Genomic DNA, 17686 nt, shown 5'->3' on the forward strand with positions numbered 1-17686 from the left:
CACAATGCTGGGAAGTTGCATTTCTTCGGCGATCATGCGGACCTTGCCCGCACGAAAGCTTTCAACGGATTCCTTAAACCGCTGCGCAAAATCGACTGGGTTGTCTATGCCAAAGAACCCTTCGCCGGACCAAAGGCCGTTCTCGCGTACCTGTCGCGGTATACGCACCGCGTTGCGATCTCAAATAGCCGCCTGATCCGCATGGATCGGCGTAGCGTCACCTTCCGTGTCAAAGATTACCGTGTCAAAGGCTCCGGTCGGCACAAGACCATGACGTTGGAAACAACTGAGTTTATCCGTCGGTTCCTCATCCATGTGCTCCCAAAAGGCCAACATCGCATCCGCCATTACGGGTTCTTCGGTAATGGCAACCGCGCCGCCAATATCGCCGCGATCAGGGATTTTCTTAGGGCCAAGGCGCCAGATGCAGATCATAATGATGGTGATCCCATCCAGGGCGTGAATGAACATCCCCGTATCCTCGCGCTCCCCTGTCCGTGCTGCGGCGGGCGACTGATCATCATTGAGGCTTTCGCGCCAGAACGCCAACCAAGAGCACCTCCTGACACAACGAGGTCCGCTGCATGACACCCAAGCGCACCTCACAGAATACACCGCCAATTCCCATCTTAGCCTCACGCCAAACGGCGCGCGGTCCCGCCCACCTGCGCAAATCCATAAAACGATGGCGTAAAAGTTGCTCGAACCACTGGGAAGCAAAGAATTTCGTCAGCAAACCTGCAAAATACATGTTGAATTTGAGCACACGAGCCGGGCACGGGCATCATTCCCAAACCAAATCCAAAACAACCACAATCTTCAAATCCCCATAACACCGCCTGACCCAACAAAACCATCCCAGCGATTTCCCGCTTGAGCGCTTCTCCGACGCCACGCAACGCCGCGCACTACAAAAACTTCGTGCCAGGCGTCCGAGAAACCTGCATCTACTGCGACATTCGATTTAGGAAAACTATCGACACGTCCGGCCCGTAGTGGACATTCGAGTTTCAGGTTTGGACGGCATTTACGGACCTAGGTGGATCTAAAGAGTGCCCGACGAAAGCTATCGCTCATGTTTATAGAAAAATCGCTTATAGCGATCTTGTAATTCAGAATTGCACTCCCATATCTGTAGCAGTTGGAAGCCACACCAATACGTGGTCGTGAATAACATCGCTGCATTCTGGATCGTTTTCGGTCCGCGGAGGAAAACAATCCTCTAACACCTGCCCCCCAAACGGCCCTCGTGGCGGTGACGGGACGGTGACCCCCTTGGCGACGCCTCGGGGGTCGAAGTAAGGAATTATGGAAGGTCTCTCATACCTCTTGTTGGAGGCGACACCCACCGCATTTCGCTGTGGGCCAACAGAGGAGGCATCACATGCCTAATTCCAATGAGACTAACCAGCGTGGGACACGCGAGAAGAAACGTAAACTTCGGTTGACGCGGTATTCTCGCTTGTTGAAGTGCGTGTTTTGGATGGCCTGGGTGGCAGGGAAACTATTTGACCTTGCCAAATGGCTAATCCAATTCACTGTCAACTAACCACGCATTTCTTATTTTTTTGTCAAAGAAGGAAGTGCATATGCTGAGTGAAGCATTGAGGCTGATTAGAGTTTTTCATGATCTCAAACAAAACGAACTAGCTGAGCGTTTGGATATATCTCAGTCATTTTTGTCTGAAATAGAGAATGGTAAGAAAGCACCAAGCAATGAGCTTGTGGCCAAATACGCGACTGAATTTGATCTACCCATTAGCTCAATTTGGTTTTTTGATGAGAATCTCATTGCAGGCACTTCGAAAAAGAACCTCGATAAAGCACAGGGCATTATTGCTGATAAGATCTTAGACTTTCTAAGGATGGTTGAACGCGGGAAAAAGGCAGTTTAGGCGTGCGCAAAGACAAGTCTTACGATCTCAATCAGTGTGCTCTTTACCGCTGCAAAACCAAGAAAAAGCTTTTCAAGTTACTGCAAACGACTCCTACAAAACTTTCAGAGTTGAAGCTTGCTAGCAATTTATATAAACCGCTTCAAAAAGTGAAGAAAGATGGCACTTTTAGGGAAGTAAAAGCTCCTCGTGGCGATTTGAAGCGAATTCAAAAACGCATCAGTGAACTACTAATGCGTGTTAAAACACCCAGTTATTTGAAATCTCCCGTCCGAGGAGTTTCCAACATAGATAACGCCGAATATCACCGCGGCGCACGGACTTTTCATCTTTTAGATGTCGAGGATTTTTATCCCAGTTGTACAGCCAATAAAGTCGCATGGTTTTTTGGTAGTATCTTGGAGTGCTCACCAGATGTGACAGCAATTCTTTTGAAATTGACAACTCTAGATGAAGTGCTTCCAGCCGGAAGCCCCGCAAGCCCGCCGCTGGCATTTTGGGCTTACAAAGACATGTGGGACGAAATAGCTGCCCTCGCCAAGGCTGATCAATGCTCTGCTTCTGTGTATGTTGATGACATAACCCTATCGGGTGATGTTGTGTCTGGCGCCTTAGTTTATGGGATCAAAGAGCGCCTGCGTCACCACGGGCATCGGTTCAAAGCTTCAAAGGAAGCTGCGCAACTAAACTCACCAACAGTCATTACAGGTGTGGTGATACGGGGCAAAACTCTTCTTATGCCAAACATTCAACAACTGGAGCGTCACAAATTGAAAATGGAACTTGAAACGCTTCCTGAAGGTTTAGAAAAGTCTAAAAAAATAGCGTCCTTGATGGGGCGAGATCAAACTGAAAAGCAGATTTTGGCGCGAAATTCGGGAAAGATTTTACGAAATTGCGACACTGGACTTTAGAATATCTTGTGTGTTGGTTGGCAAACACCTTGATATCTTTTTATCTAAAAACGGGATTTGCATTCCGCACATTCTAATCTTGAACTTGGCAGCTTTGTCCACTTTGTTGACCTTCAATTGAGTAACGCAACGACGGCTTCGGTCCAACTGTGACGGTTGGGTCAGGTTCGTGTGACGTTCACCACAACATCAAACCCACAACCCGCAGGGTTGCGTTAGCACAGACCGAACGTTCGGTCCAAACATTCCCACTGGAAGGTGCATGGAGGTGCTGCGGTGATATTGAACATGTATTTACCCATTTTGCACTGACATTGACAGTTTGGAAATTGAATGCAAACGCTGCGCCGTCCAACAATGGCTGGTGGGCGAAAAAGTCGGAATTGGATGGCGAAGCGTTGCCAACTTTGTTCAAAAAAGTGCTATCGGCAGCATTGTCATAGTGAGCTATTGGCAGACTGTTGAGACAATGGGGAACGTGTATCATGCGCACCGTTTTCGGCCGCTGGAACTGAGCGATATTATGGACCGCTCTTACGAGCTTGAGCGCCCGCACCTACCACGTCACCCTTAGGCTAAGTCATTGACCCCAAAACCAGACCCAGGGGACAAGATATGCAGACCGAACGTTCGGTCCAAATGCGGGGTCGCAGAACGCTGTGCGACAGCGACGGGCCAGTGATTTGAAACGTTCCGGAACAAGTGCGGCACAAACCGGGACAAATTGGCACCATTCTGGCCATTTATCCCCCGGGGGGTAAACGCACAAAAAAAGGCCGCTGATCAATCGACCAGCGGCAAGTTGGCTGAAATTCTTTGGAGGTCTTGTCAGCCTGAAATTTGTTTCATGGTCACACGGATTTGTGTGCGTAATTCGTCGATTAGAATGTGATCTTTGCCTTGGTCGAGGTGCCAATAGGTCCAGCCGTTGCAAGAGGCGGCACCCTGCACCAATGCACCCACTTTGTGGATCGACCCTTCGTGGCCGTCGCAGGTCAAAGACCCATCGGCGCGGACGGTGGCTTTGAACTTTTTCTTTGCATCCCAAAGGGTTGCACCGGGCAAAATCATGCCTTGCTCAATCAGCGACCCGAACGCCACCCGCGCTTCAGCGCGTTTGCCTTTGACGGTTTCAAGAATGATATTCTCGAGCGGTTTGATCGACGCAATGCGTTTTAGGGCGGCGTTGATATAGTCGCTTTCGCGCTCACAGCCGATGAAATGACGGCCGAGTTTTTTCGCCACAGCGCCAGTAGTGCCGGTGCCAAAAAACGGATCAACAACAATGTCACCAGGCTTTGTGGTGGCCATAAGTATCCGATATAAAAGGCTTTCTGGCTTTTGCGTCGGATGAACCTTGTCGTCGTTTTGATCTTTTAAACGTTCATTGCCCGTGCAAATTGGGAACAACCAATCAGAGCGCATTTGCGTGTCGTCGTTCGCTTGCTTGAGCGCATCATAATTGAATGTTGGTTTGCTAGACTGGTCGCGTGTCGCCCAAATCAAAGTCTCATGTGCATTGGTAAAACGTGTGCCACGAAAGTTCGGCATCGGGTTCGACTTGCGCCAAATGATGTCGTTCATCATCCAGAACCCAAGGTCCTGCAAAATTGAGCCGACCCGGAAAATATTATGGTAAGAACCGATTACCCACATCGCGCCATTTGGCTTAAGGATGCGCTTTGCAGCACTCATCCAATCGCGGGTGAATTTATCGTAATGGGCATAGTCGTTAAACTTGTCCCAATCGTTATGTACACCATCCACATTGGACTGGTCGGGGCGGGTAAGCCCTTTTTCCAATTGAAGAAAATATGGAGGGTCAGCAAAAACAAGGTCAACAGAACCTGCTGGAAGCGAATTCATATGCTCAATGCAATCACCCACCAAAATGGTGTCGATTGGCAGATAGTCAGAACTCTTTTCGCCCGATGGACGAAGCGACGCATTAGGGCGCGTCGACGAATGCTTGTTACGCAACATTCTATATACCTTGAACGCTTTACTACGCTTTCATTTGTAATTTCTTAGGGTTAAGGGGGCGCTAAAACTTATGGTTAAGCAAACGTAAAGCATGCATTTTGCACGCTAAGGCGCTGTTTTGAATCAGTTTTTGTTAGCTATAATTTCTGCAATTGGTTTGAAATCAGTGCGATGATGCGCCGTTGCACCGTGAATTTGCAACGCTTGCATGTGCTTTGCCGTGCCATAGCCTTTATGTTTGGCAAACCCGTATTCGGGCATGGACTGATCAAGCAATTCACACATCCGGTCTCGTGTGACCTTGGCGATAATGGATGCTGCAGCAATCGAAAGTGATCGACTATCGCCCTTGATCAGCGCCTGGCCCTTACAGGGCAGTTTGGGCGGAATATCGCGCCCATCGATCAGCGCAATGTCAGGAGCAAGCGACAACGCTTTTACAGCCTGCGCCATGGCACGCAGCGTCGCGCCGTGAATGTTTAACTCAAATATGGTGCTTGGTGGGGCAGATGCGATGCTCACATGTGCGGTCGCCATGATCTGTACGTAGAGTGCATCGCGCTTTTTGGCCGACAATTTTTTACTGTCGTTCAGGTCGTTGGGGATTTTTTTGGGATTCAATATCACCGCTGCGGTGACCACTGGCCCAGCCAACGGCCCGCGTCCTGCCTCATCAACACCGCACACAATTAGCCCTTTAGCGCGATATTGCTCTTCAATCGTAAAGTCAGGGCCATCGCCAAAAAGGCTAGGTTGTGAATCATTTTTTGACATGGAGCCATTTTTGTCAGTTTCGCGTTGCGCCGCCAAGTGAAAAGACATATCGCCTGCGACAAAACAGACCTTGCGTGTTTGATTTTCACCCAATACGGTTGCCATATTCATATTGGGCGCTGAACGCGGTCGACTGCCATGATGGCTCGACAACCGTGGCGTTTCAGCCCCGTTTGATGAGCAGATGGGGTGTGCAAACAGGAGCCAACCCCAATGAAAACCATCATTGAACCATTCCGCATTAAATCCGTCGAACCAATCCGTTTCACCACAATCGATGAGCGCCGCCAATTGGCAAAAGACGCGCATTACAATCTGTTTGGTTTGCATTCAGACGATGTGCTGATTGACCTTTTGACCGATAGTGGCACCTCTGCCATGAGCGCCGCCCAATGGGGCGCAATGATGAATGGCGACGAAAGCTATGCCGGGTCGCCTTCGTTTTTGCGCTTCGAAAGCGCCGTGCGCCACCTGATGGATTTTAAGCACATCATCCCAACCCACCAAGGCCGGGCAGCCGAAGCGATTTTGTTTTCGATTTTGGGTGGAAAGGGCAAAAAAATCCCCTCAAATACTCATTTTGATACAACGCGTGGCAATATTGAAAGCACCGGCGCTGAGGCCCACGACTTGCTGATTGCTGAGGGTAAAGACCCGTCTAACCTGCATCCGTTCAAAGGCAATATCGATATTGCCCGGCTTGACGCATTCTTGACGGAACATGGCGACGCCGTACCCTGTGTGATGTTGACGGTCACCAACAATGCGGGCGGCGGCCAACCCGTCAGCTTGGCAAATATTAGGGCAGCAGCTGAAACCGCGCGCAAGCACAATCGGCCGTTCATCATTGACGGTTGTCGGTTTGCCGAAAATGCATATTTCATCAAGCAGCGCGAAGACGGGCAGGGCGACCGCTCCATCAAAGACATTGTGCGCGATATGTTTGCGATGGCCGACGGCATGACCATGAGCGCAAAAAAAGATGCGTTCGCCAACATTGGCGGCTGGCTGGCACTCAACGATGACGAGCTGGCGCAAAAAGCCCGCAATCGGTTGATCATGACGGAAGGCTTCCCCACATATGGCGGTCTGGCCGGGCGTGATTTGGATGCGATTGCGCAAGGGCTGACAGAAATTGTTGATGAGGAATATCTAAAATATCGCGTACGTTCCAACGCCTACATTGTTGAGCGGCTCGACGCGATGGGCGTGCCAGTGGTTAAACCCGCAGGTGGACATGCGGTGTTCGTGGACGCGCGCGCCTGGCTTTCACACATTGATCCGTTGCAATATCCGGGGCAAGCGGTGGCCGTCGCGCTTTATGAGTTGGGCGGCATTCGGTCCTGCGAAATCGGCACGGTAATGTTTGGCCGTTCGCCTGATGGTAGTGAAAAACCGGCAGCAATGGACCTCGTGCGGCTCGCCATGCCGCGCCGCGTCTATACGCAATCGCATGCCGATTACATCGTTGAAGTGTTCGAAGAACTGAATGCCATCAAAGACAGCTTGCCGGGCTACCGCATCACACACGAGCCACCCGCCATGCGCCACTTTACAGCCAAATTTGCGCCGATTGGTTAGGGTCTGGACTGAATTGAGAAAAGGTCTGGATTGGGTGCAAAATAGACTGATTTGAGGAGAGAAACGAAAGCGATTTTCATATCGGTGAGGCTTTTCGACGCTGAAGCAGCCTGTTTTGCATGCAACCCGAAAGGCCGCAGTTCAATTGTGCCCGTTTGCGTTGAAATATCCTCATTGACAGCAAGTCAATTCGGCCCATTTCGCCTAAATCTGATCAAAACTGAACGGCTGTCCAGGTCATTTCTCAATTGAGTTCAGACCCTAATCAAACCATGCGGGTTGGGGGGCTCGCCCTCAACCCACAAGCTCACACAAAGAACGACACCGGCGTTGCTTAAAACAAACTCAACTGATCGTCTGGCACTTCGGGAGATGAAAACAAATCAGTCCGCAAATGGGGAAGACGCTTTTTCAATCCATTGCGGTTCATTGCCAGTTCAAACCGACGCTGAAGGGCATAAGCATAAGGCCCTTGGCCGGACATGCGGGAGCTAAACCGGGGGTCATTGTCGCGTCCGCCGCGCACATCGCGCACCAAATTGAGCACGTGCCGCAACTTGTCAGGGTGGAAACGAAGCAACCATTCCCGGAAAATATTGCGCACTTCACCGGGCAAGCGCAGCATAATCATACCAGCCGCTGTCGCGCCCTGTGCCGCCGCGGCGTTAACGATCTTTTCCAATTCACTGTCGTTAATTGCAGGGATAATCGGCGCGGCCATCACCATGGTGGGGACGCCAGATTGACTAAGCAATTCGACAGCCTCAAGACGTTTTGAAGGCGTTGATGCACGCGGTTCCAACTGGCGGCACAGCTTGCGGTCCAACGTTGTGATGGATATTGCAACATGCACCAGATTATGTTCGGCCAACTGGGTCAAAAGGTCCAAGTCCCGCACCACAAGTGCTGACTTAGTGACAATCGTTACCGGGTGCTTGAACTCCAGTAAAACCTCCAACAATTGCCGCGTAATTTTGTGTTCGCGCTCAATCGGTTGATAAGGATCTGTGTTGGTGCCAATTGCAATCGGTTTGGCGACGTATTTTTTGCGGCTCAACTCCTCGCGCAACCGCTCGGCGGCATTGGTTTTAGCGTAAAGTTCGCGTTCAAAATCTATGCCGGCCGAATGACCCAAATAGGCGTGGGTTTGCCGTGCAAAACAATAAGAACACCCATGTTCACAGCCCCGGTATGGATTGATGGATCGATCAAAATTGAGGTCAGGGGACTCGTTTTTCGTAATGATTGACTTTGCACGCTCCTCGCGCACATTTGTTTTGAAATCTGGCAACATTTCTAGCGACTGCCACCCGTCGTCAAAACTCTCATGTTGAAACACCTCAAACCGTCCTGACAAATTGCTTTGTGCGCCCCGTCCGCGGTTGCGATGGGGCGAGACCAAATTTCTTGTCAAAATGTCGCCATCGGCGCTGTTGGCAATGCGGGCCAAACTGTCTGGTGGTGGCGGAAACGCTGCATGAATAGCCATATCGACCTCGCGATTCAAAAGTTAACAACTCGTTTCGTTATACTAGAACAAAAAGAGAACAACTTGTCAATCGCGATTTCGCCGATCACAGCAAAGTGCAAGTGCGGGTTTGGCTTAATTGCGGCCCGAATATTTCGGCAATACTTCTAAAAAATTGCACGGTTTGTGGCGTGAATCGAGTTGAAAACTAATGACACCTTGCCACCCATCTCGACATGCGCCACGCGAACCGGGTAGGCAGAATATCAAGGTTTGTCCTGCCATGCCGCCCGTGGCGCGGCTTTGGATTGTTGATGTGCCAATTTGGGCAGCGGAATATTGGTGGTACAGCACAGAAAACCCGTCCATCACCTTGTCAAACAACGGCTCAAGTGCCTCAGGGGTCACGTCACGCGGCGAAAAACCGGTACCGCCTGTGGTAATCACCACGTCAATCTCATCGTCAGCCACCCAGTTCTGAACCTTTTGGCGGATCAACTGCTTGTCATCGGTGACAATATCCCGGTCAACAACATTGTGGCCGCTCTCAGAAATCAGGTCCTTCAGCAAAGCCCCAGAATCATCAGTCTCTAGTGTGCGGGTATCAGATACGGCGAGGATGGCGAAATTTAGTTTCACCATCTCCTGTGTTTCATCGATTCTTGATTTGAACATTGGGTGGGCTCCATACCAATTTTTGGCTCGACATTGTCAGCGTACAGACAGCAAATCAATGATCTAGCGCAAACAACTTTTAGAATAGGTTCGTGTGGCTAGGGTTTGAACTGCTGTCCAGATCAATTCTCAATTGAGTCCAGACCCTAGCCAAGTTGAGAGAGTTTGGCTTTTAAGCTCAACATATCTTGCCAGACAAGTGATTTTTGCGCCGGTTGGCGCAATAGATAGGCAGGGTGCAACGTCGCCATGGCCGCGCATGAGTGCTCGCCGACATGGATGTCGCGCCATTTGCCGCGCAACCGCAAAATGCCCGCATCAGTATCCAAAAGCACTTTCGAGGCTGCGCCGCCCATCGTCACAATCACTTTGGGAGCGACCAGTTCAACCTGCCGGATTAAAAATGGCTTGCAGACTGCGATTTCAGCTGGGGTGGCGTTTCGGTTGCCGGGGGGTCGCCAAGGCAATGTGTTGGCAACAATCACCTGTTCGCGGGTGAAGCCAATGGCAGCCAAAATACGATCAAGCAACTCGCCCGAGCGTCCCACAAGCGGCATGCCTTGCATATCTTCTTCGCGACCGGGCGCTTCGCCGATCAACATAAGATCAGCATGGGGGTTGCCATCAGCAAAAACCAAATTGGTCGCGCGGTGTTTTAGTGGACAACCGTCAAAGGCATCCATTGATGCGCGCAAAGCATCCAAACTGGTCGCAGCGACGGCAATCGCTTGTGCTTCTTCCACATTGTGGGTTTCGGGCTGCATGTGGTTTTGGGAAACGGCGGGTGCGGCAACCTCGCCCGAGCGCGTTGTTTGCGTGGCAGCGGGAACTCGTTTTTGCTGGAGTGTCGGCGCCGCAGCAAATCGATCAATTGGCTCGTCCCCGAGCGCAAGGTCGACCCCCATCGCGCTGTACCATTCCAGTGCATCTCGCATTGTTGCTATGTCGTTCCCGGTTTCGTGCATGGGGCGATCATATCACGTGCTATTAATCAATGTCATGACTGAGTTTACAAAGAAGTGCTGCTGTGAACAAAGAATTGCACCTAAACGGTTGCACGTCTGCCATAAAATGGCCAATCTCAGCCCTAAAAGGTAACCCACCGATTCAATTGAGACAGAAAGCCGCGTTTAGTGATGAAGAAAATGAAGTTGATTCCCGCGTATGTAGGCATGACATTTTTGGTGCTTGGGGCTGTTTATCCAGCTGGCGCACAAGAAATGCCGAACGCCGGAACCTTCAAGGGTGTTCAGCCTTCGGTCTCGGGCAGTTTTTTGGCAGGACGCAGCGCCTATCAGGATCGTCGCACCAAAGAGGCTGCTGGCTATTTCGAACGTGCGCTGGACGCCAGTTGGGACAATATTGTTCTTCAAGAACGGGCGTTTAACGCGCTCTTGGCATCTGGGCAAGTCGAAAAAGCCGAAGCAATCGCTGCACGATTGGTCGTCGCCGCACCCAACTATGACATTGCACAATTGGTGCTGGGTGCCGTGGCGTTGAAGGAACGGCGTTATAAGTCGGTTGAAAAGCAATTGGCCGGCGCGTCGCGCAACACGTTGTATGGCATCACATCAAATGTGGTTTTGGCGTGGAGCCAGATCGGAAACGGAGACCGTGAGTTAGGGTACAAAACCGTTGAAGCAATTACGCAAGACGGCTTCAAGAATTTCTTGTTGTTCCAACGCGCGTTAATGGCCGACGTTGGCGGTGACAATGACAAAGCGCGCGCGCTCTATATGCAGGCATACGAGGTTGACCCTTTTGTGTTTTCAATCGTTGAGGCTTACGCGCGGTTCTTGGCCAACAATGGTGAGTTTGATCAATCTTTAGATGTTATTAACCGGTTGCTGGAGCGCGGTGTCACCAGTCTTGAGATTGAGCAGCTGGCCGTCACTGTGAGGGCGAAAAAACGCCCAGGCCGCTTTACCGAGAATGCACAACAGGGTGCCGCAGAACTTTTACGTGGATTGTCTTCCGCTTTGTCACGAGAAGGGGCATCCGAGCCGTCCTTGATGCTCGTGCGTTTGGCCGCTTTTATGAACCCAAAATCTGAGCAAATTGCATTTGCGACCGCTGACTTTTTGGAAAGTACCGAACGGTTTGAAGAAGCCAATGCGATCTATGACAGCATCCCGCAAAGTTCGTTGTTTTATTATTCAGCCCTTGTGCGTAGTGCAGAGAATTTGCGCGATCTTGAGCAAAGCGACGCCGCAATTAAACGGTTGTCAAACATTGTGGCTTTGCGCCCCAATGATGTGACCGCGATCACTGCGCTGGGTGACACATTGCGATTTGAAAAACGCTATCACGAAGCAGGTGAAACCTATTCAAAAGTCTTAAAGATCACTGGCGGTGAGCGCTTGGTCGATTGGCGGTTGTTTTATGTTCGCGGCATTGCCTTTGAGCGTCAAAAACAATGGGCCCTGGCAGAAATGGATTTTAAGCGGGCGCTAGACCTTTATCCTGATCAGCCACAGGTGCTCAACTATCTGGGATATAGTTGGGTCGATCAGGGCATAAATTTAGACGAAGCATTGGAAATGATCGAAACCGCTGTAAGCCTGCGCCCAAACGATGGATATATCGTGGATAGTCTGGGATGGGCTTATTACCGCCTTGGGCGATATGACGATGCTGTGGAGACGCTTGAACGGGCCATTCGGCTAACGCCGAGCGATCCGACCATCAGCGACCATTTGGGTGACGCTTATTGGCAGGTGGGTCGCAAGCGCGAGGCTGGGTTCCAATGGACAAAAACCAAGGAAATGCAGCCTGAAGACGATTTGCTGGAGCAGTTGGATGCAAAACTGGCTGATGGCCTGACCGCTGACGCGGATCAGGCCGACGCAAGCTAGCATGCAATGAGTGTTTGGACAGAGCCTGCGCCAGCCAAAATAAATTTGTCGCTTCATGTGGTTGGTCAAACCCCAAAAGGTTACCATCAGCTGCAAGGCTTAACTGTATTTACCAAGCTATGTGATGAGCTGACTGCCCGGGAAGCCAAGAAGGACACCCTTGAAATTACAGGCCCGTTTGCGCCCGCCTTGGTCAGCGAAAAATCAAATATCATCCTCAAAGCATTTGAACTGTTTCGACATCACTGGCCCAAATCTCTACCCGATGGTTTGCACATCACATTGGAGAAAATGCTGCCGGTTGCCGCTGGAATTGGTGGCGGATCGGCCGATGCCGCCGCTGCGCTGCGCATGGCCGTACGCATGTCTGAGCAAGAAATTGCCATTTCTGAATTGTCCGAAATTGCCATGGAACTTGGGGCCGATGTCCCCATGTGCCTATTCTCGCGCACCTGCATTATCGGCGGTGTCGGCGAACAAATTCAGATTGTTGACCCGTTCCCCAAACTGCAATTGGTTTTGGCCAATCCTGGTATTGCCATTCCTACCGCGCAGATTTTTCGCCAATTAAAGTCAAAGAACAATCCTGTCATGCCCAAACTGCCCACCCAGGTGGAGCACAGCGCTGCACTGGCGCTTTGGTTGCAGGACACACGTAATGATTTGGAACTGCCAGCCATCGAATTTGCACCGCAAATTGCTGAAATAACGAGAGAAATTGCCCAACTACCGGGGTGTATTCTGTCGCGCATGTCGGGCTCTGGCGCGACGGTTTTCGGCGTATTTGGTGCCGAATTGCAAGCCATGTCGGCCGCCCAACAGTTGCACAAACTGTTTCCAAAACACTGGGTCGCCCAAACGCCGATTATCTGATTTAGAAACAAAACCGCTTAACAGTTTAATAGTTACATTTTTAACAGACGTTTCGACTAATTCTCAAAGTCCGTGTGCCACACTTAACCTTCGATGAAAGTGAGTTGGTATTGCTATGTTATCAAATGAAAATATGTTGCAGCCTTTCCAAATCATCTTCGCCAGTGTGGCGAACCGCCGGTTGACGAAAGACGAAGTAAGCGACCTTTTGCACATTGCACGCAAGAACAATGAAAGTGTGGATGTGGGGGGGATGCTGATCCATCACGATGGTTGTTTTTTGCAGGTATTGGAAGGCCCCCGGATTGCTGTTGAAGCAATCTACACCCGTGTCAAAACAGATCCACGCCACCGAAACGTAAAACTGTTGCTGCGCTATGGCATTAGTGAGGTTGAGTTTGGCGAATCTGCGATGGCTTATTTGGACGCCGGCACTTGCGACAAGGGGCTGAAGGGCTACGCTAATTTCCTCAAGCATTTTTGTCCAAATGTAAAAGGCGAATCGCAAGCTATGCGGGTCTTAAGCCGTTTCAAGCAAGGCGATTGGCACGATCACGTGCTGGATAATATGAGCAAAAGCGCTTAGGCAGCGCGCTCGACACAATAGTCCGCAATCTCAATGAGAATCTGCGCGCCATTGCGTGTCGCCAATGGCTCAAGTGCAGCTTTTGCCAGGTTGGCATGTTCACGAGCACGGTTTAACGTTGTTTTTAGCGCGCCGCAACTCAGCAAAATGCCGACAACTTTTTCAACCGTTGCTTGGTTTGCACCTTGATCACCCAAATTGTCACGAACAAATTGCGCGTCAGCGTCTGCTGCATTTTGTAAGGCGTGCAAAATCGGCAACGTCATTTTGCCCTCACGCAAATCGTCGCCAACATTTTTCCCAATGGTGCCAGACATGCCGCCATAATCAAGCGCGTCGTCGACCAATTGGAACGCGATACCAAGCTGGGCCCCATATGTTTTCAGCGCGGCGCGTTCCGCACTATTTGCGCCGCCAGCCATTGCCCCCACTTCAGTTGCCGCTTCAAACAAAGCAGCTGTTTTTGCTTTGACAACCTCAAAATAGTCGTCAATTTTGGTGTTAAAATCCTTGGCGATTGATAGCTGAAAAACTTCGCCTTCTGCAATAATGGCCGCCGAACGCGATAGAATACCAAGCGCCTCGAGATTTCCAGCTTCCACCATCATCATGAAGGCTTGGCCCAAAAGGAAATCACCAACCAGAACGCTTGCAGCATTGCCCCAAATTTTGCGGGGCGCTTGTTGACCACGCCGTTTGTCGCTCTCGTCCACCACATCGTCATGTAGCAGGGTCGCGGTATGCATGAACTCAATTGCTGCGGCATAGGAAATGTGCTGTTGATCTTTGGGCGCGAACATCAGCGCGGCCGCAACCGTCAGCATGGGCCGCAATCTTTTGCCGCCCGCAGAGATAAGGTAATTGGATATTTGCGGCACCATCTCAACGTGCGATCCCACACGAGACAGCAGCAGTTTGTTGACCTCTTCCATTTCGGCACAAGTGTGCTCAATGAGCTGGTCAATGATTGGCTGGTCTGTGATTTTTGAAGCTGTTGCTTCCAAAGTACTCATATTATCTCGCCCTAACGCGCTCGCCGCGCGTCAAAAATTCTCGTCCATCCACATGAGAGCTTTAATCTACAATGCGCCAATTCGCAAATCATCTTGTTGCCATTGGTCTCAACGCCCATAGCTATGCTATGATCGACACCAAGCATCAACATTAACAGCCAATTGCAGTGCGTTTTATATGTCCGTAGACCAGCCAGAGGCGAATGTAAAACTGCAATATGTCACACAAGATGCATTCTTGGGGGGCGAATTGCAGGTACTGCAGCCCAAAAACGGGTTTCGCGCAGGTGTTGACAGTGTGTTGCTGGGCGCATCTGTTTCTCAAGAGACGCGACACCTTCTTGATCTGGGGGCAGGGGTTGGAGTTGCGGCGTTCACGGCGTTGGTGCATCACCCCCAACTCAAGGCGCATTTGGCGGAGCTTTCACCCGAGGCGATTGATCTCTGCATGCAAAATGCTACGAATAATAAGCTGGAGGCGCGGGTAAACATCTGCCAGGTGGACATCACCGGGACTGGACCTGAGCGGGAAGCGGCTGGCCTTAAGCCCGACTATTTTGACTGCGTGATTGCCAATCCACCCTATTTTGACACCAAAACCGTGTCTCTGCCACAAGATCAATATGGCGCACAGGCCCATGCCCACGCAACTCACTGTTTAGAAAAATGGGTGAAAGTTGCCGTCAGTGCGGCGTCCGCTACAGCCGAAATCATTTTTATCCATCGCGCTCAGGCCATCAATGATTTGCTGCGCGCCTATGATCGACGCATTGGCAACATTTCAATTCTTCCAATTGTGTCACGCCCGGGCCAAGCCGCAAGCCGTGTGTTGCTGCGCGGCAACAAAGGATCACGTGCGCCGACAACTTTGCTCTCACCTTTGCATTTGCACGGAGATGTTGGGCGCGAGTTTTCTCCAGAAGTTGAAAGAATTTTAATGGGAAAAGCAACGCTGCACTGGTAGAAGCACAAAACATGCCTACATATCGGCTACAGAATGACCCAAGGAAAATTATATGACCAAAAGCTACAACCCAATTGGCAACAACGTTCCGGCGCCATGGCATGTGCGGTTGCTCGGTCGCGACCGGACAGTGATCCCCGTTGTTCGGCTTTCCGGCGTTATTGAAGCCGCATCACGCCCGGGTCGTATTAACATCCAAAGTGCCGCGCCATTGCTTAAGCGCGCTTTTGGAATTAAACGCGCCCCTGCTGTCGCCATCATCATCAATTCGCCAGGTGGCTCGCCTGTTCAGTCACGTTTGGTTGCAAAATATATTCGCGATTTGGCAGAAGAAAAGAACAAGCAAGTTCTTGTGTTCATCGAGGATGTTGCTGCATCTGGCGGCTATTTCATCGCAACGGCCGGTGACGAAATTATCGCTGACCCATCATCAATTGTAGGATCAATCGGCGTTATTTCAGCTAGTTTTGGTTTTGAAGATGCGATTGAAAAACTCGGCGTGAAACGTCGCCTTTATACGGCGGGCAAAAACAAATCGACACTTGATCCCTTCTTGCCTGAAAAGAAAGCCGACATTGATCGGTTGAAAAAGTTGCAGCTCGACATTCATGACGTGTTTATCGACTATGTAAAGTCGCGCCGTGGCGATAAGCTGGACGACAAAAATCAGGATCTATTCACCGGCGAGTTTTGGACCGCCAAAACGGGCATTGAATTTGGACTTGTGGACCGTTTGGGCGATATGCATGAAGTGTTGCGTGAAAAATTTGGCAAAAAAGTCAAACTGGAGCGGATCACAGCGAAAAAACCAATGTTCGGTTTTCCACGCATACCATTTATGCAAATTGGCGGTTCGGATGAAAGCTTCACAGATGATTTGATCGCATCCGTTGAAGCCAAAACCATGTGGAGCCGTTTCGGGCTTTAATGACTTAAGGAGGGCGCGCATATGTTGTTGAAAGTGCTGACATTTGTGGTCATCATTGGGGCCATTATTTATGGTGTGCGCGCCATTCGTCGTAACATCAACGACTATTTCTCTGACGCGGACAAGGATAAATTGAAGCGTGATCGGCAGGATAGAAAGCGCTCTGATATTGTCGACCTGACACGAGACCCCAAGGATGGGGTCTTTCGGCCCGGCGATAACAAAAAAGATGACAACAAGGACGCTTGATAAATCAAGCGTCGCGCATTAGGTTCGCGCCTGCAATTATCCACGCCACACGGCAGACCGACAAAAGGTTGCGAACATGAGCGACACCAAACTTCCTGCGCATATGGACCCGAAAAACTCGTTTCAGGGTTTGATCATGACCCTGCAAAATTTCTGGGCCGATCAGGGCTGCGTTATTTTGCAACCATATGACATGGAAATGGGCGCGGGTACGTTTCACCCAGCGACCACTTTGCGTGCACTTGGCCCAAAATCATGGCGCGCTGCTTATGTGCAACCCTCACGCCGCCCAACGGATGGTCGCTATGGCGAAAACCCAAACCGCTTGCAGCACTTTTATCAATATCAGGTGATCCTCAAACCTTCGCCTGAAAACTTACAAGAGCTCTATTTGCAATCGCTTTATGCCATTGGCATTGACCCCAAAATACATGATTTGCGCTTTGTGGAAGATGATTGGGAAAGCCCAACGCTTGGCGCATGGGGACTTGGCTGGGAATGCTGGTGCGATGGCATGGAAGTCAGCCAATTTACTTATTTCCAACAAGTTGCCGGATTTGAATGCGCGCCGGTTTCTGGCGAGCTAACCTATGGTCTTGAACGGATTGCCTGCTATTTGCAAAATGTGGATAGCATCATGGAGTTGAATTTCAATGGTCGCGAGGGCGACGAAAAAATCACCTATTCAGACGTGTTTTTGCAGGCTGAGCAAGAGTTCTCACGTTATAACTTTGACCACGCCAACACTGAAATCCTGTTCCGTCATTTCAAAGACGCAGAAGACGAGTGCAAGGCACTTTTGGCAGCGGGCCAGGACGGCAATCAACACAAATTGGCCATGCCTGCTTATGAGCAATGCATCAAAGCCTCCCACGCGTTCAACTTACTTGACGCGCGCGGCGTCATTTCGGTAACCAAGCGTCAGAGT

Annotated in this window: 18 protein-coding genes; 12 read left to right on the forward strand and 6 right to left on the reverse strand. The window is 50.6% G+C overall.

The window, feature by feature from the left end; genetic code table 11:
* The first annotated feature begins 15 nt into the window (after positions 1-15).
* The 4 genes from ACJAZW_RS12170 (at position 16) to ACJAZW_RS12185 (ending at position 3252) form a co-directional block, all read left to right on the forward strand.
* Positions 16-588 (forward strand): transposase, encoded by a 573-nt coding sequence (locus tag ACJAZW_RS12170; RefSeq protein ID WP_415158486.1) that lies wholly within the window; start codon positions 16-18, stop codon positions 586-588.
* Positions 589-1589: 1001 nt separating this feature from the next.
* Positions 1590-1895, forward strand: coding sequence for a helix-turn-helix transcriptional regulator (locus ACJAZW_RS12175; RefSeq protein ID WP_415158454.1), 306 nt, complete (start codon positions 1590-1592; stop codon positions 1893-1895).
* A 2-nt stretch (positions 1896-1897) separates the two neighbouring features.
* A complete protein-coding gene (locus ACJAZW_RS12180; RefSeq protein ID WP_415158456.1) occupies positions 1898-2809 on the forward strand; it encodes a reverse transcriptase family protein in 912 nt (303 codons plus the stop codon).
* Positions 2810-2958: 149 nt separating this feature from the next.
* Entirely contained in the window at positions 2959-3252 is a 294-nt protein-coding gene (locus ACJAZW_RS12185) for an NUDIX domain-containing protein (RefSeq protein ID WP_415158458.1), read from the forward strand.
* Positions 3253-3637: 385 nt separating this feature from the next.
* Here ACJAZW_RS12185 and ACJAZW_RS12190 read toward each other — a convergent pair whose 3' ends face one another.
* Positions 3638-4792, reverse strand: coding sequence for a site-specific DNA-methyltransferase (locus ACJAZW_RS12190; protein ID WP_415158460.1), 1155 nt, complete (start codon positions 4790-4792; stop codon positions 3638-3640).
* A gap of 123 nt (positions 4793-4915) precedes the next feature.
* Positions 4916-5566 carry a ribonuclease HII gene (locus tag ACJAZW_RS12195; protein WP_415158488.1) on the reverse strand — a complete coding sequence of 217 codons (651 nt, stop codon included), beginning with the start codon at positions 5564-5566 and terminating at the stop codon, positions 4916-4918.
* A 213-nt stretch (positions 5567-5779) separates the two neighbouring features.
* Between ACJAZW_RS12195 and ACJAZW_RS12200 the strand changes: the two genes are divergently transcribed.
* A complete protein-coding gene (locus ACJAZW_RS12200) occupies positions 5780-7147 on the forward strand; it encodes a tryptophanase (RefSeq protein ID WP_415158462.1) in 1368 nt (455 codons plus the stop codon).
* Positions 7148-7481: 334 nt separating this feature from the next.
* Here the strand turns inward: ACJAZW_RS12200 and ACJAZW_RS12205 are convergent, their stop codons facing one another.
* The 3 genes from ACJAZW_RS12205 to ACJAZW_RS12215 all read right to left on the reverse strand — a co-directional run bounded on the left by ACJAZW_RS12205 (position 7482) and on the right by ACJAZW_RS12215 (position 10225).
* Positions 7482-8636 carry a PA0069 family radical SAM protein gene (locus ACJAZW_RS12205; RefSeq protein WP_415158464.1) on the reverse strand — a complete coding sequence of 385 codons (1155 nt, stop codon included), beginning with the start codon at positions 8634-8636 and terminating at the stop codon, positions 7482-7484.
* Between the two features lie 114 nt (positions 8637-8750).
* Positions 8751-9290: a molybdenum cofactor biosynthesis protein B gene (moaB, locus tag ACJAZW_RS12210; protein WP_415158466.1), complete on the reverse strand. Its 540-nt coding sequence runs from the start codon at positions 9288-9290 to the stop codon at positions 8751-8753.
* Positions 9291-9436: 146 nt separating this feature from the next.
* Entirely contained in the window at positions 9437-10225 is a 789-nt protein-coding gene (locus tag ACJAZW_RS12215) for a uracil-DNA glycosylase (RefSeq protein ID WP_415158468.1), read from the reverse strand.
* 210 nt (positions 10226-10435) lie between these two features.
* Here ACJAZW_RS12215 and ACJAZW_RS12220 point away from each other — a divergent pair, with 210 nt between their 5' ends.
* The 3 genes from ACJAZW_RS12220 to ACJAZW_RS12230 all read left to right on the forward strand — a co-directional run bounded on the left by ACJAZW_RS12220 (position 10436) and on the right by ACJAZW_RS12230 (position 13604).
* Positions 10436-12145 (forward strand): tetratricopeptide repeat protein, encoded by a 1710-nt coding sequence (locus ACJAZW_RS12220; RefSeq protein WP_415158470.1) that lies wholly within the window; start codon positions 10436-10438, stop codon positions 12143-12145.
* A gap of 6 nt (positions 12146-12151) precedes the next feature.
* A complete protein-coding gene (locus tag ACJAZW_RS12225) occupies positions 12152-13018 on the forward strand; it encodes a 4-(cytidine 5'-diphospho)-2-C-methyl-D-erythritol kinase (protein ID WP_415158472.1) in 867 nt (288 codons plus the stop codon).
* A gap of 115 nt (positions 13019-13133) precedes the next feature.
* Positions 13134-13604, forward strand: a complete 471-nt coding sequence (locus ACJAZW_RS12230; RefSeq protein ID WP_415158474.1) for a BLUF domain-containing protein — start codon at positions 13134-13136, stop codon at positions 13602-13604.
* Here the strand turns inward: ACJAZW_RS12230 and ACJAZW_RS12235 are convergent.
* The gene (locus tag ACJAZW_RS12235) at positions 13601-14617 is read right to left on the reverse strand and encodes a polyprenyl synthetase family protein (protein WP_415158476.1); all 1017 of its coding nucleotides are present in this window, start codon (positions 14615-14617) and stop codon (positions 13601-13603) included. The two genes, ACJAZW_RS12230 and ACJAZW_RS12235, sit on opposite strands and share 4 nt — an antisense overlap.
* Positions 14618-14795: 178 nt before the next feature.
* Between ACJAZW_RS12235 and ACJAZW_RS12240 the strand changes: the two genes are divergently transcribed.
* The 4 genes from ACJAZW_RS12240 to ACJAZW_RS12255 form a co-directional block, all read left to right on the forward strand.
* Entirely contained in the window at positions 14796-15581 is a 786-nt protein-coding gene (locus ACJAZW_RS12240; protein WP_415158478.1) for a tRNA1(Val) (adenine(37)-N6)-methyltransferase, read from the forward strand.
* Between the two features lie 52 nt (positions 15582-15633).
* Entirely contained in the window at positions 15634-16509 is an 876-nt protein-coding gene (locus tag ACJAZW_RS12245) for a S49 family peptidase (protein ID WP_415158480.1), read from the forward strand.
* Positions 16510-16530: 21 nt separating this feature from the next.
* Positions 16531-16758 (forward strand): hypothetical protein, encoded by a 228-nt coding sequence (locus tag ACJAZW_RS12250; RefSeq protein ID WP_415158482.1) that lies wholly within the window; start codon positions 16531-16533, stop codon positions 16756-16758.
* Positions 16759-16834: 76 nt separating this feature from the next.
* The coding region (locus ACJAZW_RS12255; RefSeq protein WP_415158484.1) for a glycine--tRNA ligase subunit alpha at positions 16835-17686 on the forward strand (852 nt) is incomplete at its 3' end.

The sequence above is a fragment of the Maritalea sp. genome, assembly GCF_047634455.1.
In the GTDB taxonomy this organism is placed as follows: domain Bacteria; phylum Pseudomonadota; class Alphaproteobacteria; order Rhizobiales; family Devosiaceae; genus Maritalea.